A 21550-nucleotide genomic window follows, 5' to 3' on the forward strand; every position below is an offset into this window, starting at 1 on the left:
CGTCCAGAAGAATCGTGGGCGAGCCCGCGAAACCAGAGCTCACCGCCTCAGCCTCGGTGCGGATCAACACGAACTCCACCGGAACATCGCCCCGTCCGATCGAGTCGAGCACCAGCCGTACTCGATCGCCCGCCTCCTGCCAATTCGGGCAATCCTCGATATGCAGCACCTGGATCTTCACACGCCCATTCTCCCGCGCAACTCGCGGCGGCTGGCCACCCCGCACCTTCTTGATCAACACGCCCTAATCGCACGCGCCCAGCCCTGCACTCGAGGAACCACACACGCGCGGGGCCCGCCCAACGACCGGCTTGCGAACGCAAGCGGACCTCACAGGGGGTCTCGGCACTCCCCACGATGCGTGATCTCCGTTGACCGCGCTTGCCGTTCTCGGGCTCCGTGAGTCTGCAGGCGGGCGGGGGTCCCTCCGGATATCGTGAGGGTGTGCTCGGACTCGCGGATGAATACACCGTGCCGTTGTACTCCCAGGCGGAGGCGGCGCGGATCATCGGCGAGCCGGAAAACACGGTCCGAAATTGGGCGCACGGATACGCCTACCGGACAACCGAGGGCCCGAAGACTTCACTCAGCCTCATCACAGTCACTCCACAACCCTTCAGCCGGATGTCGGTCCCGTTCGTCGGGCTCGCGGAGGCCTACGTGATCGCCTCCTTGAAGAAGGCGGGAGTACCGATGCAACGCATCCGCCCCGCCGTCGAAGCGATCCGAAACGAGCTGGGCACCGCCGAAGCGCTCCTCAGTGAGCGCCTCAAGACCGACGGCTCGGAAGTGCTCTTCGACTATGTCGAGAACGACGGGCTAACCCGTTCCGGGCTCGCCGTCGTCCGCAACAAGCAAGGCGTCATTCCCGAAGTCGTCGCCGACTACCTCCAGACGATCTCCTACGCGAACGGGCTCGTCGAGTCGTTCCGGCCGATCCGCTACGGCGGGACCGTCTTCGTCGACCCGCGCATCAACGCCGGTCGCCCCTCGTTCGTCGAGACCGGGGTCCGGATCATCGACGTCGAGAACCGGATCGCCGCCGGGGAGCCGCTCGCGGAGGTGGCCGACGACTACGACCTCGACCCAGACGAGATCCTCCGAGTTATCGCCGCCGACCGAGCCGCCTGAGGCCGGATGACCGACCCGCGATTCTTCGTCGATCGGAGCCTCGGCGGGAAGGTCATCGCCCGGCTCCTCCGCGCCGACGGCTGGGACATCGTCACGATGCGCGAGTTCTACGGCCGTCCCGGGGACAGGATGAATGACGTCCCCTGGATCACCGAGCAAGCCCGACTCGGTCACGCAATCCTGTCCTGCGACGGGATGATCCTCAGCAACCCTCTGGAGCGGGCGGCGATCACCGACCACGCCGCCCGCGCGTTCGTCCTGCCGACATCTCGGATGACCGGGCCTGAGCAGGCCGCCCGATTCATCCGACACCGCGCCGCCATTTTCGATCGAGCGACCGCCGCCGCCCCCGCCGGATTCGTCGTCTACGAGAGCCGACTCTCCCGCGTCCTGCCCTGACAGCGCGGTGGCTTGTCCGCTCGACGATCGTTCGCCGATCCGGTACCGGGTCGGCCTTCGTTGCTACATCAAGAACTTAGCGACCAGTCCCGCTTGCCCTCCGATGCAGGTCCGGTCGCGGCTTGGAGCTGTTGGGCCACCTGCGCTGCGAAGGTCGAATCGGCGAGGATACGCCGCACGACATCGTCCGCAATTCGGTGGACATCGATGGCGCCGTGGTAGACGACCGCGGTGTCACGTGGGCCGGTGAAGTCGACCTTCGTCGTGTAGGCGCTCTCGCCGTCGTCACCATAGGCCGAGAGCACGTGGTCGTAGACGAGCTGCACTCCATGTCCGCTGTTTCGGGCATGTGGACATCGTCTCGCGAGCAGGACGTTGCTGGCCACGGCACGGCGACCGGGAATCACCGGGGGCTCACCATCGCCAGCGCAACACCGCTCTCGAACGGTGCCGTCCAGCCCGCCGTGTGCAAGTCGGAACCGGGGAGTTGAGTCGCGACCGCCGCATGAGTAGCTCCGGGCGCCGCCACCCGAGTCCCTATCCTCCGCGTGTGGCTGGAAACTGCTCCCGAATGAACGTTCGCAGAGCAGATTGGGCTCGCAGAAGCGACTGGTACGAGGACGTCAACGACTCCTTGCGGAGTGCGGCCGACGCATCCCTCCTCTTCTCGGCGACAGTGCGGGCATCCGCTTGCTCACCGGATCCGCGCGCGGGATTAATACATCAGTGGGAAGTCGGCGAGGACGGCTTGAAGGTGCATGACCTGACGGGGGATGTACTCGGCGATGGTGAGTCCGACGACCTCGCCGGCACCGCTTGCGTCCGCGACGACTCTGCGCACTTGCTCCATGGTGAGGCCGCCGCGGTCGGCGCCGAGCCCGAACCGGACCTCGTCGGCGTCCACTGTGTCGACGTCGAAGTGGATTGCGAGCTTCGATGCCCCGGTCGCATGAACCCAGTCCAGCAACGCCGTGCTGTCGTGTCGTAGTGCGTCCGGCGGGATCACGGCCAACCGCCACTGCTCCGCAGCGGCCGCGAGCGCAGGGTCGGACCAGTCATGCGTGCCCACCAGCGCCACCCGGTCGGTGGCGATCGTCGACGGCAGGGCGGCCAGCAGATTGGGGTCGCCGCGCCCGGTGAGCCCGGAAACCACCATCGCGTGGTACCCCTCGTATGCTGTCTGGCCGGTGTCGATGTCCGGGTGCGTGTCGATCCAGAGGATCGCAAGGTCGGCTCCGTACTTCGCTGAGAGCCACGCGAACGGCGCCATGCTGACCGAGCAGTCCCCGCCGATCGTTGTGATCCGAGACGGGTCGTGACGGTCCAGCAGGGTGAGCGCGGAACGGAGCTGCTCGAGCACGACAGTCTTGGCTTCGATACCGTCACGCAGCTCGAGCCCGTCGTCTCCCGTCGCGACCGGGACAACCGCTGTGGGGCCGACGTGCGGGGGAAGGATCGCTTCGAGCACCGCGGTGCCCACCGCATACCCACGGCGAGCGACGTCGAACGGGAACTCAGAGGCCAGCGCTCTCACACTGGACGAGCCGGCACCTTGCCATTGCGGCCACACCAGTCGAAGGTGGACCCCGTCTCCTGCCTCACGCCCGGTCACACGACCAGGGTAGCGACGCCTACCGCGCGGGGATCGCCGTTTGCGCCGATCTAGAGGCTGGGTCGATGCTTGGTAGGAGTTCAGAATCCGAGACGCTTCCAAATTGACCGCTTCTCCGCGACCGCGTCCTGTTCGGCGAGTTTCGCGACCTCGTGCTCCCGGGCAGTCGCGGCGGCCCGCTCAGCGGCCGCGAGTCGATCGCGATTGTCAGCGTCACGCTCAGCGCGGAAGTCAGCGTAATCACGGGAGTCCTCTGAGGTTGGTGGGGGCGAAAGCCAGACTCCAATATTCGGCCGTTCGGATGTACCGCCGTACAAGGATGCCTGCCGGAATACGAGGAGGCCGTCGTCGGCCGCCTGGACGACCAGCGGCTGGAGTCGGTAAGCCTGCTCACGCGGAAGATAGCCGCAAGTCTCTCGCTCGTAGCCCCACACAAGGTCGACGCGCACAGCGTGGCGATCGAACTCATTCAAAGGCTCGGCGATTAGCTGAGCAAAGAGGGTTCCGCCTTCCTCATCTGCCTCCATCAAGGCCTTGATGCGTAGTATTCGGTCGAGGTACCTGGACTCGCCCACGACCTCCCACTCTTCTCCGTCGGTGAATCCCATCGCTTGCACCGGGACCACAGGCGCATAGGCCTTCTCGCCAAGCGGCGGAAACTCTCCGTCTTGGAACGGAAAGCGGTCGAACCGAGCATCCATGCGCCCAGTATGTACTGACCGTGCCGCGGTAGCCTTCCGCTGTGGAACACGGCGAAGTGAAGACCTTCGAGGTCCAAGGCCGTTGGAAGGAAGAGGTCCTGTATTGGGAGGGTTCCCGCGGCTACCTTTTTGACGCCGGATGGGGAGTGAGTCCTCCCGTGCTTTACGTCCCGTCGGACGAAGAATGGGACTGCGTCACCGCCGAATGGATGAGCGGGCGTCGTGAAGAGATCGTCTCGCGGCTGGTCGAGCACTCCGGCCATGTCGTCCGCGAAGGTCCTTACTCCGGCCCCGGCGGACGAACGCTGAGTCGGTAGCGATCCTAAGAGCGGATCGCCACGGTAGGTGGCATGAATGGAATACAGATTGGCTATGCCAGGGTCTCCACGGCGGACCAAGATCTCACTTCGCAACGCGATGCGCTGTTGCGGCTCGGGGTCCTCGACTCGAACATTTACGTTGATCACGGGCTGACCGGCACGAACCGAGCGAGACCCGGACTGCGAGAGGCACTCGCAGCAGTCCGAGGGGGCGACACTTTCGTGGTCACCAAGCTCGACCGGCTCGCCCGATCGGTGAAAGACGCCCGCGAGATCGCTGACGAACTGACAACGAAGGGCGTCGCGCTCAACCTCGGCGGCAGCAGATACGACCCCACCGATCCGGCGGGACGCCTGCTGTTCAACGTGCTCGCGATGGTCGCCGAGTTCGAGCGCGACCTGATCAGCATGCGCACCAAGGAAGGAATGGCTGTCGCCCGCGCCAAGGGCCACCTCAAGGGCAAGCAACCAAAACTGTCGAAGACACAACGCAAGCTCCTGTTCGAGGTGCAAGACGGGGGTGAGTACACCCAGACCGAGATCGCTGAGCTCTTCAACGTGTCCCGGGCAACGGTCTACCGCGAACTGCAGCGCCGCCGCGTGGCGTTCCTCGCCACGTGCGAAGCGCACATCTTCTGAAAACAGGCACCCGGGCTGACACCGCCGACGTCGATCTCGGCATCCGGGCGCGGGCCGCGGCGGTGAGCGCCCGTGCGGTTACCCTGATCCGGTGACAGAGGCCTGCGAGACCTGCGAACCGGTCGTTGTGCGGAACAACGGCCGTCCGCCGCACGACGTCGACGTCGCCCGGACGACGGATGCGCTGATTCGTCGCGTCGACAGTGGACGGATGCGCTATCTCGGAGGCGACGTGCCGCTCGAAGACATGGTGGCGCTGGCCAAGTCCGACCTGAAGTTCACGATCGTGAGCTACCTCGCGTGTGAGGAGTGCCGCCGAACATGGTTCTGGGGGCTCTGCATCCGCGGTGCGCCGATCTACAAGCCTGTTGCGCCGGACGCGCCGGCGCTCCATCCGTGGAGCGCCGTTCCGCCTCGAGAGCTGTGGGCGGGAGAACCGCGCGGTGAGTAGGACGCCGAACGCACCGGCATCCTGGGAATCGCAGGGGTGCGCGGTCTGCCGCCGCCAGTGGGAGACGGCAGAGCGGCCGCACTTCGTCGCCGAGAACGTCGCGGATCGCGGCGAGCTTTACCGCTGCACGGTGTGCGGGGCCCTGTGGCTCATGACCGAACGCGCGGCGTCGGTCGTGCACCCCGAGGCGATCGAGTCCAGCTACCCCGGAGTTGTGGAGTCAGCAGGAAGGCGCCCGTCTGGGTCCGAGGCGCCGGCGAGCGACGACGAAGTTCAGTACTGGCGGCACTCCGTGGCATCCACCGATCACTACTTCGGACTGGTGGATGGTCGGGACTTCATCCTTCGGGGCGATCAGTGGGTGCCGTACGACGTCTACAAATCCGGACCGAGCTGGTGGCGACTGACGGGCGAGCCCGGCGCCGACGTCATCACCCAGGACGACCTGCCACCCGGCCGACGGTTGTCCTGGGTGCGCCGCATACCTCGAACTGGGACTTCGTGCTCATGCTGGGGATCGCGTGGCGCCTGAAGATGCGCTTCCGCTGGTTGGGGAAGGAGAGTCTCTTTCGCGGATGGCGCGGTCCGATCATGGGGGCGATCGGCGGCATCCCGGTCGACCGATCGAACCCCGCCGGGGTGGTCGACGCGCTCGTCAGCCGCATCCGGAACGGCGATGTGTTCGGGCTCCTCGTGACGCCGGAGGGGACCCGCGCCGGCGCCGCCTACTGGAAATCGGGCTTCTATCGCATCGCCCGTGAGGCGGGCCTTCCCGTCACGCTCGGCTACGTCGATCGCACCACGATGACCACGGGACTCGGGCCCACGCTCCCGCTCACCGGCGACATCCGCGCGGACATGGACGCCATCCGCGCGTTCTACGCGGACAAGTCGGGGATGCGTCCGGATCTACGCGTCGAGCCTCGGCTGCGCGAGGAGGACGATCCCCGCTCGGATGCGTCCGGCTGACCTACCGTCGGTCGCTACGGCCGATTCACATGCCCCGCGGAAGCAGTTGCTTTCGGTCGAGCGGGTTGGACTCAGAAACGGCGCCGGACTCATCCACGATCGTGATTCGGTCACGTGCGCCGTAGGTTCCCGATTCGACCACGGCGTCGGCGTCGACGATCGCGTTGATGACGTGCGCGCCGGACTTGATTCGGGCGCCATCGAGGATGACGCTGTTGCGGACCGTCGCTCCTTCGTCGACGCCGGCTCCGATGCCGACGACGGAGTGCAGCACCGTTCCCGAGACGGTCGCGCCTTCCGCGATCAACGAGTCGGCTACCTCCGCCGACCCGATGACAGCCGCCGGGAGCAGATGGGGTTGCGCAGAGAGGATCGGCCAGGTGTCGTCGTTCAGCGGGGCGCCGTCACCGTCGAGGAGCTGCATATGCGCGGTCCAGTACGACTGCGGGGTACCCAGATCCATCCAGTACCCCCGCAGGCGATGCTCGACCACGGTGCGATGCGCAAGGAACCAGGGCACAAGGTCATCGCCATAGTCCGCGAGTTCCTCCTGCTCATCGGCGAGGGCGTCCAGCGCATCGAGGAGTGCTCGTGCGTCGAAGAGGAAGATCTCCGCCGCCACCAGTCGACCGTTGGGGTTGTCGGGCTTGTAGTCGAAGTCGACGACGCGTCCATCACCATCGACCTGCACCACTCCATACCGTGAGGCGTCCTCGTCGATCTCGGTAGTGACCATGGTCAGGTCGGCGTGACTGGACCGGTGCGTTTCGAGGACGTCGAGGAAGTTCAGCGTGTAGAGATGATCGGCGCTGAGGACGAGCACCAGATCGGGCTCGAACTCCCGGATCAGCTCCCGCTGTCGATGAAGAGCGTCCGTATTGCCGCGCGCGAATCCCTCGCCTGACCCGCCTTCGAACGGAGGCAACACCCGCATCCCGCCGTGCGAGCGATCCAAATCCCACGGCCGACCGTTGGCGAGGTACTCGTTGAGCGTGTGGGGCAGGTACTGCTGGATCACCCAGACGTCGCTGATATGCGAATGGACGAGGTTCGACATCGACACGTCGATGAGGCGGTAGGTGCCGGCGACGGGCATAACGGGCTTGGCCTTGTTCTCGGTGAGACTTCCGAGGCGGCTACCGGCGCCTCCGGCAAGGACCAGCGCGACAACACGGGGCAGTTTCACGTCGTCCTCCCGGAGCGTTCACGCCATCCTATTTGCGCGAAGAATTCGCCGATACGGGGGATTGCCAGGTCGTTTCGAGGCTAAACCCGCCCAGGCACCTTCGCCTGCACGATCGGGATCGGCCACTGCGTGACATCCAGTTCGACGAATGCCTCCTGGTAGTCGGTGATCTCGGCCGTAGGCACGCGCCCGACCACCCGACCGAGCCAGGGGTTGTTCGTGAGACCGGGGAGCGCGGCGACCCGGGCGTCTGACTCCGGCGGCCCGGCGTAGGTGAGATCGGCCTTGCCGGAGTCAACGGGGCGAGGTTCGCGAATCCGGTCTCGATCCGCGTCGGAGAACTCGACGCTGAACGGCCCCTCACCCGCATACCAGCCGTAGGCGTCCACCCGCCGCAGGCGGGTGATCGACGCATGCTCGACCGTGATGCGGCGGTTCTCGTCGAGGAGCTCGGCGACCCAGGGCAGTTCGGCGATGTGCGCGTCGCTCGGGAGAAGGAGGACGGGTTCGCGTTCCCACATCGGGTGAGAGCGCTGCGACACCGCGAACTCCGTGTCGCGGACCGTGGCGAGGAGGTGCGACCCCCAGATGCCTGCGCGCGTGTCCATGCGGTCAACCCTGACACAGGCGCCGGCCCGCTCATGCGCGCTTCGTCGCGGGGGTGCCGCCTCATAGGAAGCGCAAAGGTATGTCCAATGTCGCAGCAACCTCTGCCCTCGAGGGTTGCTGCAACACACCGACAGAGGAGGACGCCGTGAGCAACACCCCCGAACCCGACTTCACCCCGCAGGGCCCGACCTACGAGGGGCGTGTTCTGCCGCGCCCGGAGGACGAGGTCGTCGACCAGGGCGCCGGCTTCGACGTCACGACCATGGTCAGCCGTCGACGCGTGCTGACCCTGGTGGGACTCGGCGTCGGCGCGGCCACGCTTGCCGCGTGCGCGGCGACCACCGATTCACCCAGCAGTGCGACCTCGACCGCTACGACGGACTCGAGCCCGACGACCGACGCGACCGACTCGACGACCACCACGACCACGACGACGGCGGCGGGCGAGATCCCCGAGGAGACCAACGGCCCCTACCCTGCGGACGGCACGAACGGCGTGAACGTGCTCGAGGAGTCGGGCATCGTCCGCAGCGACATCCGCTCCAGCCTCGACGGCGGCACGACCGCCGACGGCGTGCCCCTCACCTTCACCTTCTCGGTGACCGACATCGCCGGCGGCGACGTGCCGTTCGAGGGTGCCGCGGTCTACGTGTGGCACTGCGACGCGCAGGGGCTGTACTCGATGTACTCGGAGGGGGTTGAGGACGAGACGTTCCTCCGCGGCATCCAGGTCGTCGACGCCCACGGTGAGGCGACGTTCCAGACGATCGTGCCGGGGTGCTACACCGGCCGCTGGACGCACATCCACTTCGAGGTGTACCCCGACGTCGCATCCGCCACCGATGTCTCGAACGTCATCGCGACCTCGCAGGTCGCCTTCCCCGAAGACATGCTCAACGCCGTCTACGAACTCGGCGCCTACTCCGGCTCGGCACAGAACCTGGCGCAGATCGGCGGCCTCGCAAACGACAACGTCTTCAGCGACGGGACCGAGCTGCAGATGGGAACGTTCAGCGGCGACACCTCGTCCGGCTACGTCGGCACCCTCGCCGTCGGAGTGGACACCGCCACTGCGCCCGGCGTCAGCGCCGGCGCAGGGGGAGCCGGCGGCGCCGGTGGCGGGCAGCCGCCGTCCGGCGGAGGCCCCGGCAACTGACCCTGACCCCTCGACGAACACACGAAAGGACACTCCCATGCTGCAGAACCTCACGGGCTGGCACGCCCTCATCATCCTCGCCGTCATCGTGCTGATCTTCGGAGCCGCGAAACTCCCCGCGCTCGCACGAAGCGTCGGTCAGTCGATGCGGATCCTGAAAGACGAGGTGCGCGAAAGCCCGGAGGGCACCTCCCCTCCACTGACGGATGCCGCGGGGGCGGCCTCTCTCCCGCGTGACTCGTCGCACGCGCCAGGGCACGCCGTACCCACGACGGTGGGCACGGGAGGAGTGGGCACGTCATGACCGCCGCGACCGTCGCTCGAGGCGACATGCCCCTCGGATCGCATGTGCGCGAAGCCCGTCGGCGTGCCGTCCGGGCGGCGGTGGCGCTCAAGATCGGCATGATCGCCGGATTCATCTTCTCCGACCAGGTGATCGACGTGCTCCGCGCCCCGATCGAGGTGCTCGCCGCGTCCCGCGACGCGAGTCTCAACTACGACTCCGTCACCGGAGCGTTCGAGCTCAAACTGAAGATCGCCCTGTTCGCGGGGATCGTGCTGTCGAGCCCGGTCTGGATCTTCGAGCTGTTCGGATTCGTCTCGCCGGGTCTCACGCGCCGTGAACGTCGGCTCACCTTCGCGTTCTCCCTCGCCGCGTTCGCGCTCTTCGCCGCCGGAAGCGTGACGGGGTTCCTCCTCTTCCCGCACATGGTCGAACTGCTCGCGAGCTTCGCGTCGACCGAGGACAGCACCATCCTCAGCGCCGCGTACTACGTCGACTTCGTGATGAAGATCGTCGTCGCCACCGGCATCGCCTTCACCCTGCCGGTGTTCATGGTGCTGCTCAATGCGCTCGGACTCGTGTCAGCCCGCACGCTCCTGCGGAGCTGGCGGCTCATCGTGGTCGCGATCGTCGCCTTCAGCGCCCTGGTCACCCCCTCGGCGGATGTGCTGTCGATGTTCCTCATCGCCGTGCCGATGGCGGCGCTCTTCGCCGGCGCACTCCTCATCACCCATCTTCACGACGCGCGCGCTGCCCGCCGGGCCAGTGCCGCAGCCTTTCCCGACGCCGTCGCCACGCCCGCGGGCGTCTGACGCACCCCGATCCAAGGAGACACCGTGTTCGGCTTGACCTTCGAGAAGCTGTTCGTCGTCGCCGTTCTCGCTGCGCTGATCATCGGACCGCACCGGTTGCCGCAGATGGCCCGCCGCGCGGGCGAGCTGCTGAGAGGACTGCGCGCCTTCGTCGAGAGCACGCGCGCCCAGGCGGAGAGCGACCTGGGTGTTCCTCTTGACCGTGCGCGCTGGGAGACCGTGGATCTCCGCCAGTACGACCCCCGCCGGATCGTGCGCGACGCCCTGGCGGGCGCCCCAGCACCCGGGGCCGGTGGGGGACTGCCGGTGCAGACCGCTGGCGAGGCCCCCGGAGTCGGCCCCGAGCCGGACGCGGACCCGGGTGTCGACGCCGCGCCCCCTGCCACCCCGCGGCTGGCCCGCCCGAGCACGACCGGGCGCGGGCAGAAGTACGTCGTCTCCGGTTCAGCGGCGCACCCCCGCCGCATCCTGGTTCCGATATCAGAAGAGGATGCCGCGCCTGCGCCGGCCATCGGGATGCCCGGAGCCGAGGAGGATGCCGGGGTCGAGGCCGTGGGCGCGGTCCGCTGAACGACATTGCCGGCCCCCTTCGGTCGTACGCGGCGGCGTAGGTTGAGGGGATGCGCGGCATTCCGTCGGACGAACGTGACTCGACGTGGGAGCGCGACGATGCCCGGTACCGGCTCTACGTCTTCACAGGCCCCGACAACGCCGTGACGACGACCGACATCGTGGAGGCCACGATCGAGGAAGCTTTGGACTGTGCTGAGGCGCTTTCGGAGGGCGACGCGCACCTGTGGTCGCTGGCCCTGGTCGAGAACGACGCGCGAGGCATGCGCGGACTGATCTGGCTTTCGGGCATGGACTACAACGACCCGCCCGACTCGCCGCGCGAGTGGCAACGACGCAGGCGGATGCAGGACCGCTACCTCCGCGCTCGCCACCGACGCGGTGAACCCGTCGTGCTTCCGAACGGGCTGCGCCTGATCCGGGTGTTCCCCGAGTGGGTGAGCGGGTGGCCGCTGTGGGAGAACTACACCGAGGGCTACCGGCTCACGGGACCGGGCCTCGGGCTCACCCGACTCGCTCAGCGAGGCGCTGTTCGAGTGGAATGAGGCCTGGCTGTCGCGCGATGAGAACGACCCCCTTCCTGCCGGTTGGGAAGCCGAGGGTCACCGCCTGGTCGGCCGACTCCGCGACGAATTGCGCGGTGTCGCGGAGGTGCGGCCCGAGTTCCTGCGCTGACCCGGCGGCGGGGGTGGGCACTCCGCTGCATAGAGCTTCCTCCGGACCGTCCGTTGATGATCCCGCCCTGCCGTCGATGTCACCCCACGCCGCGATGTCGACGCCGTGGTTGTCCGGCGACGCGAGTGTCCACCAGTCGGGCGCGTGCGAGCTATCGGCCAGCCGTCCGCCGGCTTCGAGCGCTGCTGCGACACGCGCCTCCGCGCGTCCGTGGGGCAGGGCCACGTCTATATGGGTGCGGCCACGCCCGGGTGCCGCGATCTCGTCGAACCACATCCGCGGTCCTCGGCGCAGCGGGTCGATGAGAAGTCCGTCGAGCGACTGGTACCCGAGCGCCGCGACCCAGAAATCGCGCGTGCTCACTCCCGCCGCCTCCGCGACGGCGATCTGGATGGTGTGCAGCTGAGAAGGGTCGGGCGCGAGCCCGAGCTCCGCGGCGATGGAGGAGACGCGGCGGACCAATTCGACGTCAGCGGTATCCAATCTCCCGCGCGGCGTCGAGGCGGTGCGAACGACCACCGCCTCCGGTCGAAGGTCGATATCGGGCTCACGACCCACCGCATCAGTCACGAGCGCGATGCGCCGGATGAACTCGACGCCGGTCGCGAATGAGGACGTAGGAAATACGGTTTGCGCGCCGCCGTAAAGGACATGCCACCCGGCAGTTCCCTCTTCGTCGTGGAACTGCCTCGCGCTGATCGGTTCGCCCATACTGTCTCTCCTCCACCCTCGTCGGCAGCGCGACCAACGCTACGCGGCGGCTGCGACATTCCGGCTCCAGCAAGCCCTCACGTCCCTCTTTCGATGACCCGGCCGGGGCCGGCGGGAGGTTCATCGGGATCGTAAGGAGGTCGCGACGTCGTCGCACTCCGATCGCTTCCCGGCGAGCGCGGCGAGGGCTCGTTCGAACTCCTCGATGTGCGGACCGAGTTCGTCGTCCTGCTTCCGATGTCTCGTGAGAAGGTCGAGATTGGCTTCAGCGGTGAGGTGAGCGCCCTCCAGCGCCGCGCGCAGCGTCTCCGTAGCGACACGCAAGTCGGCGTCGACGTGAGGATTGCCGATGTCGGCCAGCAAGTGGACATCGTCGAGAAGGGATGCTCCGAGTCGACCGATCGCCAGTGATGACTCGATCGCCTCCACCGTCGCCTGTCGAACGGCCTGCTCTCGCTCTGGCCCTTCGCTCATCGCGAGAGCGGCGCCGAAAGCGGCGGAGCGGACACCATCCTCCTCGGCGGCCCGCGTCGCCTCATGACGCGTCCTCTGCAGCCGCCGGACAGCCTGTTCCGCTGCGATGTCGTCGGGGGTGTAAGCAGCGACCATTCCGAGCAGCGCCGCGGAGATCGCCGTCATGACAGCGCACGCCGCGCCGCCGCCCGGCGCCCCCCGCGCCTCGGCGAGACGGCCCAACCAATCTTCGAGCGGCGTCCGTGCAGGGACGATATCGTCGCGACTCATGTCGCCGACGCTACCCCGACGCCCGGTGAACCGACTCGCGGGCTCAGTTGCCTCCGGTGACGCGGAGATCGGCGCCGGAAGTGAATGCGGCGCCCGGGCCGAAAAAGTAGGCGACGGCGTCGGCGATCTCGTGGGGATGCGCCGCGCGGCGCAACGGGATGCCGGGCGCACGCTCTTCGGGCGCGTTCGGGCGCCCGCCGTCGGCGTGGATGGTCGTGTAGGTGGTGCCGGGGGAGACGGTGTTCACGCGCACACCCTGGGGGCCGAACTCCTTGGCCAAGCCGATGGTCATCGCGTTGATCGCGGCCTTGCTCATCGCATACGGCACGTACGTGTTCGGTGCGCCGCTCGTCGCAGCACCCGAAGAGATGTTGACGATCGTGCCGCCCTCGCCGCCCCTCTGGGTCGACATCACCTCCAGCGCCGCGCGTGTGAGGGAGATGGGAGCGAGGACGTTGATGCGGAGCATCCGATCCACCTCTGCGAGGTCGATGTCGATGTAATCGCCGATCCGCATGGTGACACCGGCATTGTTGACCAGCCCGGTCAGCCGGCCGAACTCAGCCAGTGTCGCCGGGACCAGCGCGGCGGTGTCATCGAGATCCGTGAGATCCGCCCGGATGACCAAGACCCGGGCGCCCAGGGTACGGCAGGCCGCAGCGACGGCCTCAGCCTCGTCGCGGGCGACCCTGTAGGTGAGCGCAAGGTCATGCCCGTCCGTGGCGAGCCGTTCGGCGACGGCGGCGCCGATCCCTCGGCTTCCGCCGGTGACGATCGTGACGGGCCGTGGTCTGGTCGAAGGCGCCATTCCGCCAGCCTATGTTTCGCGACCGCCGTCAGCCGGGCCGCTTTCACCGAACCCCACCTTCGCCGTCGAAACCCTGCGCGAGGCGATGGGTTTCGACGGCGGAGGTCTGTCTCGACGGAGCGACGCTCGGCGCGCGTCACCGCGACCCGGTCGGCATCCCCATCCGGGCGAGGACGACGTTCTCGATCACCTGCACCACGTTGTAGAGCACGAGCGTGATGACGGTGATGAGCGCCACCGAGGCCCAGAGCTCGTCGAAGCGGGCCGAGGCGCTGAACTTCTGGATCATCCCGCCGATGCCTTGACCCGTCGAGAGCCACTCCGCGAGCAGCGCTCCGGTCACCGCGCCCGGCACCGATACCCGCGCCGCCGCGAACAGCGACGGCAGGGCGCCCGGCACATTGACCTTGCGCAGCTGCGTCGCCCGCCCGCCGCCGTAGACGTGCACGAGGTCGAGGCTCTCCTTCGACGCGCGGCTGAGTCCGAAGAGCACCGACGCGAGCGCGGGGAAGAGCACGACGATCGACCCGATGACCGCGACCGACGCCGGTGTTCCGCGGCCGGTGATGAGGATGATGACCGGCGCGATCGCGACGAGCGGCACGCTCCGCAGCAGCAGCGCCAGCGGCATCACCCCCATCTCGACCGAGCGCGACAGCGAGAACGCGATGGCGAGCACGACGGCTACGAGCATGCCGACGACGAATCCCAGTGCCGCGTCGGAGAGGGTCTGGGCGAGCAACGGCGCCATGTCGGCACGGTGCAGCGCGGCATCCTCATCGGTGAAGAGGAACTGCCACACCTCCACCGGGCCCTTGGCGACGTAGGGCGAGATGCCGGTGAGGTTCACCACCGCCCACCAGAGCGCCACGACGATGACGAGGGTGAGGAGGGCGTTGAGGAGCGAGCGGCCGACAGCCCGCGCGGCGCCGGTCATGCCGCCACCGCCTTGCCCGAAACCCACGGGGTGACCGCGCGGGCGAGCAGCCCGACGACGGCGTAGCCGACGAGCGCCACGATCGCCGACAGCAGGAACACCGCCCACACGCGCGCGGAGTCGAGGTCGCCCTGCAGTCGGATGAGGGTGATGCCGACGCCCCGGTCGGTCGCCCCCATGTACTCGCCGAGGATCGCGCCGAGGAAGGCGGACGGCACCGCGATTTGAAGGGCGTTGAGGATAGCGGGGAGGGCGGCGATGAGTCGGACCTTGCGCAGCTGCATCCATCTCGATCCGCCGTAGACGCGTACGACGTCGAGGCTCGAGCGGTCGGACGAGCGGAACCCGAGGAGCGCGCCGACGACGGTGGTGAAGAACACCGCGAGCGCGGCGAGGAAGATCGCTGTCGCGCTCGGTTCGCCCGCGCGGCGCGCGCCGCCGAGGACGACGATCGCGATGCCGCCGACGGCGACGACCGGCAGGCAGTAGCTGACGACCGCGATCTGCACGACCACGGTCTCGATCTGGGGGAGGAGCAGCACGGTCGAGGCGACGAGGAGCGCCAGGCCGTTGCCCCACGCGTAGCCGATGAGCGCCTCGGTGATCGTGACCTCGAACACGCCGATGTAGGGGGCGAGGCCGTCGCTCCAGATGGTCTGCAACACCACGAACGGCGAGGGCACGGGGGTGAAGGTGGTGCCGGCCGGCGGCTGGAAGACCGTGGCCGAGAAGATCCACCACGCGGCGAGGAGCCCCGCGGCACCGATGACGCCGGCGAGCCAGCCGGGGATGCGACGGACGCGCATCAGGCTTCCGCCGCGGCGCGCCCGTCGGCTCCGAAGAGCAGTTCCGACGCGCGGTCGACGAGGGCGTGGAACTCGGGGGTGCGCTGCAGATCGGGGGTGCGCGGATGCGGCAGGTCGACGTCGAGGATCTCCTTGATCCGTCCGGGACGCGGCGACATCACCGCGACGCGATCGGAGAGGAAGATCGCCTCGGAGATGCCGTGGGTGACCAGCAGCGTCGTCGCGGGCTTCTCGGTCCAGATGCGCAGGAGCTCAAGGTTGAGGTTCTGCCGGGTCATGTCGTCGAGTGCGCCGAAGGGCTCGTCGAGGAGCAGCACTGAGGGTTTCAGCGCGAGCGCGCGGGCGATCGACACGCGCTGGCGCATGCCGCCCGAGAGCTGGGCGGGCTTGGCCTTCTCGAAGCCGGTGAGCCCTACGAGGGAGATCAGCTCGTCGATGTAGGCCTTGTCGGTGCGGCGGCCGGCGACTTCGAAGACGAGTCGGATGTTGGCGTACACGCTCCGCCACGGCAGGAGCGCGTGGTCCTGGAAGGCGATGCCGAGCTCGCTGTCGCGGCGCAGCTGCGCGGGGGTCTTGCCGTCGACCCGCACGTCGCCCGTCGTCGGCGTCTCGAGATCGGCGAGGATGCGCAGGATCGTCGACTTTCCGCATCCGGAGGGCCCGAGAAGCGCGAGGAACGAGCCCTTCTCGGTGTGCAGGTGCGTGTCCTGCAAGGCGGTGACGGTGCGGCCGCGGCCGGTGTGGAAGGTCTTGGTGAGACCGTCGATGCTGATGCCGGAACCGCCGGCCGGCGCCGCCGACGGGGTGACCCCCGCCGACGGCGCCGCCGCGGCATCCGATGTTGTTGTATCGGTCATGATGGTGCGTCGCTCGGGCTACGGGAGGTAGTCGATGAGCTCCGGGTTCTCCTCGTAGATCTCGTCGATGATGGTGGTGTCGAACAGGTCGTCGACCGACACCTCCCAGCCGGCCGCGGCGAGCGAGGCCACGGTCTGCTCCTTCAGGGCGTCGGAGATGGTGAACAGGCCGTTCGCCTCGGTCTCCTCGGTGGAGATGAGGAGGTTCTGCGCCTCGAGGCCGAGCGCGGTCTTCTCGGGGTCGAGGGCTCCGAAGACGGCCTCGAGTCCCTCCGACGACTCCGCGGCGGCCTCGTTGTAGTACTTCTCCACGAGGGTGACGGTGTCGTCGACCGGCTGCTGGAAGACCTCGGTCCAGCCCTTGATCTCGGCGATCAGGAACGCCTTCAGCAGGTCGGCGTTCTCGGCGAGGTACTGGTCGGTGACCGTGAAGGTCTCGGCGACGTAGGGCACGCCGTTCTCGGCGTAGGCGAGATTGGTCACCTCGTACCCCGCGAGCTCGACCGTGAGGGCCTCGTTGGTGAGGTACGCCATGAAGCCGTCGACGTCGCCGTTCATCAGCGGCGTCGGGTCGAAGTCGACCGGCACGACGTTGACGTCGGCCGGGTCGATGTCGTTGGCGTTGAGGAGCGCCGCGAAGACCGAGGCGTTGGAGTCCTGCACGCCGATCGTCTTGCCGATGAGGTCTTCGGGGGTGGTGATGTTGCCGCCGTCGGCGAGCGACAGGATCGTGAACGGGTTCTTCTGGAAGGTCGCGCCGATGATCTTCAGCGGCGCCTCCTCCTCGGCGATCGCGGCGCCGACCGACGCGGCGTCGCTGAGGGCGACCTGCACCGTGCCGGAGAGGAGCTTTGCGACACCAGTGTCAGGGCCGGAGATGCCGATGACCTCGTCGAAGCCGGCCTCGTCGTAGTAGCCGTTCTCGTAGGCGTAGAACTCGCCGGCGAACTCCTCGTTCTTGATCCAGGAGTACTGGACGCTGATCTCGCCGTACGACGCCTCTTCGGCGCTGTCGCCGCCGGCGGCGGCGGTGGTCGTGCCGCCGGAGGCGCAGCCGGCGAGGACGAGGGCGGATGCGAGGAACGCGGCCGCGCCGGCGGCGAGGCGACCGCGGCGGCTCAGGGTGCTGTGTGTTGCCATCGGGTGTTGGCTCTTTCTCGTGCGGGTGGAGCGCAGGGACGTGATCAGGCGACGCTATGGCGCCGACGTTTCGCGGGGGGCCGCGCGGTGTTTCGGGGGTGTGACGGATGGTGCGCGGGGCGGTGGGGCGCGCGAGGGCCGCTCGCCTCGAGCGGCCCGTACAATCGCGAAGATGGAGCGCGCTCGTGGCTGAAGACCGTCTGGATGCTGAACCGGTCGCCGAGGTGACTGTCGACGAAGTCACCGTCAACGGTGCGCTCCGCTCGCTCGAGGGCGTGCCTGTGCACACCAACGCCCTCGACTGGCTGCGCTCGTGCGGCCTGACCGGAAGCAAAGAGGGGTGCGCCGAGGGCGAGTGCGGCGCGTGCGCGATGCTCATCGCCACGCCGAGCACGGATGCCGCGGGCGCGGCGTGGACCGCAGTGAACTCGTGCCTCGTTCCCGCCCAGGCGCTCCGCGGACAGGAGATCGTCACCGCCGAAGGCCTCGGTACCCCCGAAGCGCTGCACCCGGTGCAGGAGGTCATGGCGTCGGGCGGCGGGTCGCAGTGCGGCTACTGCACGCCCGGCTTCGTCTGCAGCATGGCGGGGGAGTACTACCGGCGCGACCGGGTGTCCGGGCCGGACGGCGACCCGCTCCCCGGCGAGCCGCACACCCACGTCGGGGCGAACGGGTTCGACCTGCATGCGCTGAGCGGCAACTTGTGCCGCTGCACCGGGTACCGGCCTATTCGCGATGCGGCATATGAGCTCGGGATGCCGGACGGCGACGATCCGCTGGCGGCGCGCCTGCGGCATCCGGCCCCTGCGCCCGTCCCGACCGACGTGACCGTCGACGGCGCCCGCTTCGTGCGGCCGGCGACGCTCGACGAGGCGATCGCCCTCCTCGCGAGCGAGCCCGATGCGCGCCTGGTCGCCGGGGCGACCGACTGGGGCGTCGACGTGAACCTCCGCGGTGTGCGGGCGCCGCTCGTCGTCGCGATCGACCGGCTGCCCGAGCTGCGGGCGGTCCGCGTCACGGACGACGAGATCGAGCTGGGCGCCGCCCTCACCCTCACCGAGATCGCCGCCGCGCTCGGCGATCGCGTGCCGCTCCTCTCCGAACTGCTGCCGCAGTTCGCCTCGCCGCTCATCCGCAACCGCGCGACGCTCGGCGGGAACCTCGGAACGGGGTCGCCCATCGGCGATTCGCTGCCCGCACTCCTCGCCCTCGGCGCGAGCGTCGCGCTCGCTTCGCGCGACGGCGAGCGAGACGTGCCTCTCGAGGAATACTTCACCGGCTACCGGCAGTCGTTGCGGCGCGACGACGAGATCATCCGCGCGCTGCGCTTCCCCGCCCCGCGCGGCGAGCTCGCCGCGTTCCACAAGATCGCCAAGCGCCGCTTCGACGACATCTCCAGCGTCGCCGTCGCGTTCGTGCTCGAGCTGCGGGACGGCGTCGTCGTCGATGCGCGCATCGGCCTCGGCGGCGTCGCCGCCACCCCCGTTCGTGCGCGCGCCACCGAGCAGGCGCTCATCGGCCGCGAATGGAGCCTCGCCACCGTACGCGAGGTCGCCCCGGTGCTCGGCGCCGAGGGCACCCCGATGTCCGACCACCGCGCGAGCGCGGCCTACCGTGCGGCGATGCTCGAGAACGCTCTGCGGAAGCTCTTCGCGCGGCATCCGGGGCCCACGGCGGAGGCGGTGGCCCGATGAGCGATCTCGCCCGCCGCCCCGCCGACCCGGTCGTCGGCCGCTCCGTCGCGCACGAGAGCGCGGCCCTTCACGTCACCGGCCGTGCGATGTACACCGACGACCTCGCCGTCGAGACCATGGGGGTCCTCACCGCCTGGCCGGTGCAGTCGACCCACACCCACGCGCGCGCGAGCCTCGACGTCCTCCCGGCGTACAGCGTTCCCGGGGTCATCCGAGTGCTCACGGCGGAAGACGTTCCGGGCGTCAATGACGCCGGCGTCAAGCACGACGAGCCGCTCTTCCCCACCGAGGCGATGTACCACGGGCACGCCCTCGCCTGGGTGCTCGGCGAGAGCCCCGAGGCGGCCCGGCTCGGCGCGGCCGCCGTCGAAGTGACCTACGAGCCGCTTCCGAGCATCGTCACCCTCGAGGAGGCGATCGCCGCCGAGTCGTTCCAGGGCGCGCAGCGCACCCTCGCCCGCGGCGACGCCACCGCAGCGCTCGCCGAGGCGGCGCACGTGTTCGAGGGCGTCACCGCGTTCTCGGGCCAGGAGCACTTCTACCTCGAGACCCACGCGGCGCTCGCGCGCATCGACTCGGAGGGGCAGATCTTCGTCGAGTCATCGACCCAGCACCCGAGCGAGACGCAGGAGATCATCGCGCACGTGCTCGACCTGCCGTCGCACCAGGTCACCGTGCAGTCTCTTCGGATGGGCGGCGCCTTCGGCGGCAAGGAGATGCAGCCGCACGGGCTGGCGGCCATCGCCGCGCTCGGGGCGAGCATCACGCGGCGCCCGGTGCGGCTGCGCCTGAACCGCACGCAGGATCTGACGATGACCGGCAAGCGGCACCCCTTCCACATCTCCTGGCGGGTCGCCTTCGACGACGACGGGCTCCTGCAGGCGCTGGAGGCGACGCTCACCTCCGACGGCGGCTGGGCGCTCGACCTGTCGGAGCCGGTGATGAGCCGCGCGCTCTGCCACGTCGACAACGCCTACTGGATCCCGAACGTCCACGTCGTCGGCCGTGTCGCCCAGACCCACAAGACCTCGCAGACCGCGTTCCGGGGGTTCGGTGGCCCGCAGGGGGTGTTCCTCATCGAAGACATCCTGGGGCGCACCGCCCCCGCGCTCGGCCTCGATCCGGCGGAGCTGCGCAGCCGCAACTTCTACGCCCCGGGGCAGGACACCCCCTACGGGCAGGTGGTGAAGGACGCCGAGCGGATGCCCGCGATCTGGCGGACCCTCCACGCCGAGGCACGGGTCGACGATCGGCGGGCCGCGATCGCGGCCTTCAACGCCGAGCACGACGACGTCAAGCGCGCGATCGCGCTGACGCCGGTGAAGTTCGGCATCTCGTTCAACTTCACCGCCTACAACCAGGCGGGCGCGCTCGTGCACGTCTACAAAGACGGCTCGGTGCTGATCAACCACGGCGGCACCGAGATGGGGCAGGGCCTTCACACCAAGATGCGGCAGGTCGCCGCGACCGCGCTGGGAGTGCCGCTCAGCCAGGTGCGGCTCGCGCCGACGCGCACCGACAAGGTGCCGAACACCTCCGCGACGGCGGCGTCGTCGGGCGCCGACCTCAACGGCGCGGCGATCAAGAACGCCTGCGAGCAGATCAGAGAGCGGATGACGGGGGTCGCCGCCGGGCTCTTGGGCACCGATCCGGAACACCTCGTCTTCAGCGGCGGTCACGTCGCCGCCCCGCACCTGCAGCGTTCGGTGCCCTTCGCCGAGGTGGCCTCTGCCGCGTACTTCTCGCGGGTGCCGCTCTTCGCCGCGGGGTACTACCGCACCGAGGGGCTCTCCTGGGATCAGGAGCGCATGACGGGTTCACCCTTCAAGTACTTCGCCTACGGTGCCGCGGCCGCCGAGGTCGAGGTCGACGGGTACACCGGAGCCTACCGACTGCGGCGCGTGGACATCGTCCACGACGTGGGCGATTCGCTCTCGCCCCAGATCGACCGGGGTCAGGTCGAGGGCGGGTTCGTGCAGGGGGCGGGATGGCTCACCCTCGAGGATCTGCGGTGGGACACCTCCGAGGGCCCCGGCCGGGGGCGGCTGCTGACGACGTCGGCGAGCACCTACAAGCTGCCGAGCTTCTCGGAGATGCCGGAGGAGTTCCACGTGCACCTCTTCGCCGACGCCCGCGAGGACGGCGCGGTGTACGGGTCGAAGGCCGTGGGGGAGCCGCCGCTCATGCTCGCGTTCGCGGTGCGCGAGGCGCTGCGTGAGGCTGTCGCGGCTTTCGGGGAGCCGGGGCGCAGCGTCGAGCTCGCCTCACCGGCCACCCCCGAGGCGGTCTTCTGGGCGATCGAGGCCGCACGCTCCGCGGCGCCCGTCGCGCGCTGAACGG

The 21550-nt window shown here is 68.7% G+C and carries 25 protein-coding genes and 1 pseudogene; 13 read left to right on the plus strand and 13 right to left on the minus strand.

Features of this window, described 5'->3' with window-relative positions; translation table 11 throughout:
• A pseudogene (locus MA875_RS16450) lies at positions 1–181 on the minus strand (hypothetical protein); the annotation flags it as partial.
• 263 nt (positions 182–444) lie between these two features.
• On the opposite strand from MA875_RS16450, the gene MA875_RS17880 reads away from it, so the two are divergent.
• The gene (locus tag MA875_RS17880) at positions 445–1131 is read left to right on the plus strand and encodes a DUF433 domain-containing protein (RefSeq protein ID WP_248243337.1); all 687 of its coding nucleotides are present in this window, start codon (positions 445–447) and stop codon (positions 1129–1131) included.
• Positions 1132–1137: 6 nt separating this feature from the next.
• Entirely contained in the window at positions 1138–1530 is a 393-nt protein-coding gene (locus MA875_RS16460) for a PIN-like domain-containing protein (RefSeq protein ID WP_248243338.1), read from the plus strand.
• Between the two features lie 68 nt (positions 1531–1598).
• Here MA875_RS16460 and MA875_RS16465 read toward each other — a convergent pair whose 3' ends face one another.
• The 3 genes from MA875_RS16465 to MA875_RS16475 all read right to left on the minus strand — a co-directional run bounded on the left by MA875_RS16465 (position 1599) and on the right by MA875_RS16475 (position 3843).
• Positions 1599–1856 (minus strand): hypothetical protein, encoded by a 258-nt coding sequence (locus tag MA875_RS16465; RefSeq protein WP_248243339.1) that lies wholly within the window; start codon positions 1854–1856, stop codon positions 1599–1601.
• 389 nt (positions 1857–2245) lie between these two features.
• Positions 2246–3142: an arginase family protein gene (locus tag MA875_RS16470; RefSeq protein WP_248243340.1), complete on the minus strand. Its 897-nt coding sequence runs from the start codon at positions 3140–3142 to the stop codon at positions 2246–2248.
• Between the two features lie 80 nt (positions 3143–3222).
• Positions 3223–3843, minus strand: coding sequence for an HIRAN domain-containing protein (locus tag MA875_RS16475; protein ID WP_248243341.1), 621 nt, complete (start codon positions 3841–3843; stop codon positions 3223–3225).
• 41 nt (positions 3844–3884) lie between these two features.
• Between MA875_RS16475 and MA875_RS16480 the strand changes: the two genes are divergently transcribed.
• From MA875_RS16480 to MA875_RS16495, 4 genes are all read left to right on the plus strand, one after another.
• Positions 3885–4160 (plus strand): hypothetical protein, encoded by a 276-nt coding sequence (locus MA875_RS16480; RefSeq protein ID WP_248243342.1) that lies wholly within the window; start codon positions 3885–3887, stop codon positions 4158–4160.
• A 33-nt stretch (positions 4161–4193) separates the two neighbouring features.
• Positions 4194–4802 carry a recombinase family protein gene (locus MA875_RS16485; RefSeq protein ID WP_248243343.1) on the plus strand — a complete coding sequence of 203 codons (609 nt, stop codon included), beginning with the start codon at positions 4194–4196 and terminating at the stop codon, positions 4800–4802.
• 91 nt (positions 4803–4893) lie between these two features.
• Positions 4894–5253, plus strand: a complete 360-nt coding sequence (locus tag MA875_RS16490; RefSeq protein ID WP_248243344.1) for a hypothetical protein — start codon at positions 4894–4896, stop codon at positions 5251–5253.
• Positions 5254–5646: 393 nt separating this feature from the next.
• Positions 5647–6222, plus strand: a complete 576-nt coding sequence (locus MA875_RS16495) for a 1-acyl-sn-glycerol-3-phosphate acyltransferase (RefSeq protein WP_248243394.1) — start codon at positions 5647–5649, stop codon at positions 6220–6222.
• Positions 6223–6247: 25 nt separating this feature from the next.
• Here MA875_RS16495 and MA875_RS16500 read toward each other — a convergent pair whose 3' ends face one another.
• Both MA875_RS16500 and MA875_RS16505 read right to left on the minus strand, forming a co-directional pair.
• Complete coding sequence (locus tag MA875_RS16500; protein WP_248243345.1) at positions 6248–7408, minus strand: glucose-1-phosphate adenylyltransferase family protein; 1161 nt, start codon at positions 7406–7408, stop codon at positions 6248–6250.
• A gap of 80 nt (positions 7409–7488) precedes the next feature.
• Positions 7489–8016 (minus strand): hypothetical protein, encoded by a 528-nt coding sequence (locus tag MA875_RS16505; RefSeq protein WP_248243346.1) that lies wholly within the window; start codon positions 8014–8016, stop codon positions 7489–7491.
• A 146-nt stretch (positions 8017–8162) separates the two neighbouring features.
• On the opposite strand from MA875_RS16505, the gene MA875_RS16510 reads away from it, so the two are divergent.
• From MA875_RS16510 to MA875_RS16530, 5 genes are read left to right on the plus strand one after another with little or no spacing between them, the layout of a single operon-like run.
• Positions 8163–9173, plus strand: a complete 1011-nt coding sequence (locus MA875_RS16510; RefSeq protein WP_248243347.1) for an intradiol ring-cleavage dioxygenase — start codon at positions 8163–8165, stop codon at positions 9171–9173.
• Positions 9174–9210: 37 nt separating this feature from the next.
• On the plus strand, positions 9211–9477 hold the full coding sequence (gene tatA, locus MA875_RS16515; protein WP_248243348.1) for a twin-arginine translocase TatA/TatE family subunit: 267 nt from the start codon (positions 9211–9213) through the stop codon (positions 9475–9477).
• Positions 9474–10268: a twin-arginine translocase subunit TatC gene (tatC, locus tag MA875_RS16520; RefSeq protein WP_248243349.1), complete on the plus strand. Its 795-nt coding sequence runs from the start codon at positions 9474–9476 to the stop codon at positions 10266–10268. Before tatA ends, tatC begins: the two co-directional genes overlap by 4 nt.
• Before the next feature lie 24 nt (positions 10269–10292).
• The gene (locus tag MA875_RS16525; protein ID WP_248243350.1) at positions 10293–10838 is read left to right on the plus strand and encodes a twin-arginine translocase TatA/TatE family subunit; all 546 of its coding nucleotides are present in this window, start codon (positions 10293–10295) and stop codon (positions 10836–10838) included.
• Between the two features lie 50 nt (positions 10839–10888).
• Complete coding sequence (locus MA875_RS16530; RefSeq protein ID WP_248243351.1) at positions 10889–11383, plus strand: hypothetical protein; 495 nt, start codon at positions 10889–10891, stop codon at positions 11381–11383.
• Here MA875_RS16530 and MA875_RS16535 read toward each other — a convergent pair.
• The 7 genes from MA875_RS16535 to MA875_RS16565 all read right to left on the minus strand — a co-directional run bounded on the left by MA875_RS16535 (position 11343) and on the right by MA875_RS16565 (position 17516).
• The gene (locus MA875_RS16535) at positions 11343–12224 is read right to left on the minus strand and encodes a VOC family protein (protein ID WP_248243352.1); all 882 of its coding nucleotides are present in this window, start codon (positions 12222–12224) and stop codon (positions 11343–11345) included. The two genes, MA875_RS16530 and MA875_RS16535, sit on opposite strands and share 41 nt — an antisense overlap.
• Before the next feature lie 120 nt (positions 12225–12344).
• Positions 12345–12968 carry a cyclodeaminase/cyclohydrolase family protein gene (locus MA875_RS16540; RefSeq protein ID WP_248243353.1) on the minus strand — a complete coding sequence of 208 codons (624 nt, stop codon included), beginning with the start codon at positions 12966–12968 and terminating at the stop codon, positions 12345–12347.
• 43 nt (positions 12969–13011) lie between these two features.
• The gene (locus MA875_RS16545; RefSeq protein ID WP_248243354.1) at positions 13012–13776 is read right to left on the minus strand and encodes an SDR family NAD(P)-dependent oxidoreductase; all 765 of its coding nucleotides are present in this window, start codon (positions 13774–13776) and stop codon (positions 13012–13014) included.
• A 136-nt stretch (positions 13777–13912) separates the two neighbouring features.
• Positions 13913–14713: an ABC transporter permease gene (locus MA875_RS16550; RefSeq protein ID WP_248243355.1), complete on the minus strand. Its 801-nt coding sequence runs from the start codon at positions 14711–14713 to the stop codon at positions 13913–13915.
• A complete protein-coding gene (locus MA875_RS16555) occupies positions 14710–15519 on the minus strand; it encodes an ABC transporter permease (RefSeq protein WP_248243356.1) in 810 nt (269 codons plus the stop codon). Before MA875_RS16555 ends, MA875_RS16550 begins: the two co-directional genes overlap by 4 nt.
• A complete protein-coding gene (locus MA875_RS16560; protein WP_248243357.1) occupies positions 15519–16376 on the minus strand; it encodes an ABC transporter ATP-binding protein in 858 nt (285 codons plus the stop codon). Before MA875_RS16560 ends, MA875_RS16555 begins: the two co-directional genes overlap by 1 nt.
• Before the next feature lie 18 nt (positions 16377–16394).
• Positions 16395–17516 carry an ABC transporter substrate-binding protein gene (locus tag MA875_RS16565; protein WP_248243358.1) on the minus strand — a complete coding sequence of 374 codons (1122 nt, stop codon included), beginning with the start codon at positions 17514–17516 and terminating at the stop codon, positions 16395–16397.
• A 185-nt stretch (positions 17517–17701) separates the two neighbouring features.
• Here MA875_RS16565 and MA875_RS16570 point away from each other — a divergent pair, with 185 nt between their 5' ends.
• Positions 17702–19210 (plus strand): xanthine dehydrogenase small subunit, encoded by a 1509-nt coding sequence (locus MA875_RS16570; RefSeq protein WP_248243359.1) that lies wholly within the window; start codon positions 17702–17704, stop codon positions 19208–19210.
• Positions 19207–21546, plus strand: coding sequence for a xanthine dehydrogenase molybdopterin binding subunit (gene xdhB / locus MA875_RS16575; protein ID WP_248243360.1), 2340 nt, complete (start codon positions 19207–19209; stop codon positions 21544–21546). Before MA875_RS16570 ends, xdhB begins: the two co-directional genes overlap by 4 nt.
• The last annotated feature ends 4 nt before the right edge of the window (positions 21547–21550 follow it).

The sequence above is a fragment of the Microbacterium kunmingense genome (assembly GCF_023155745.1).
Classification (GTDB): domain Bacteria; phylum Actinomycetota; class Actinomycetes; order Actinomycetales; family Microbacteriaceae; genus Microbacterium; species Microbacterium kunmingense.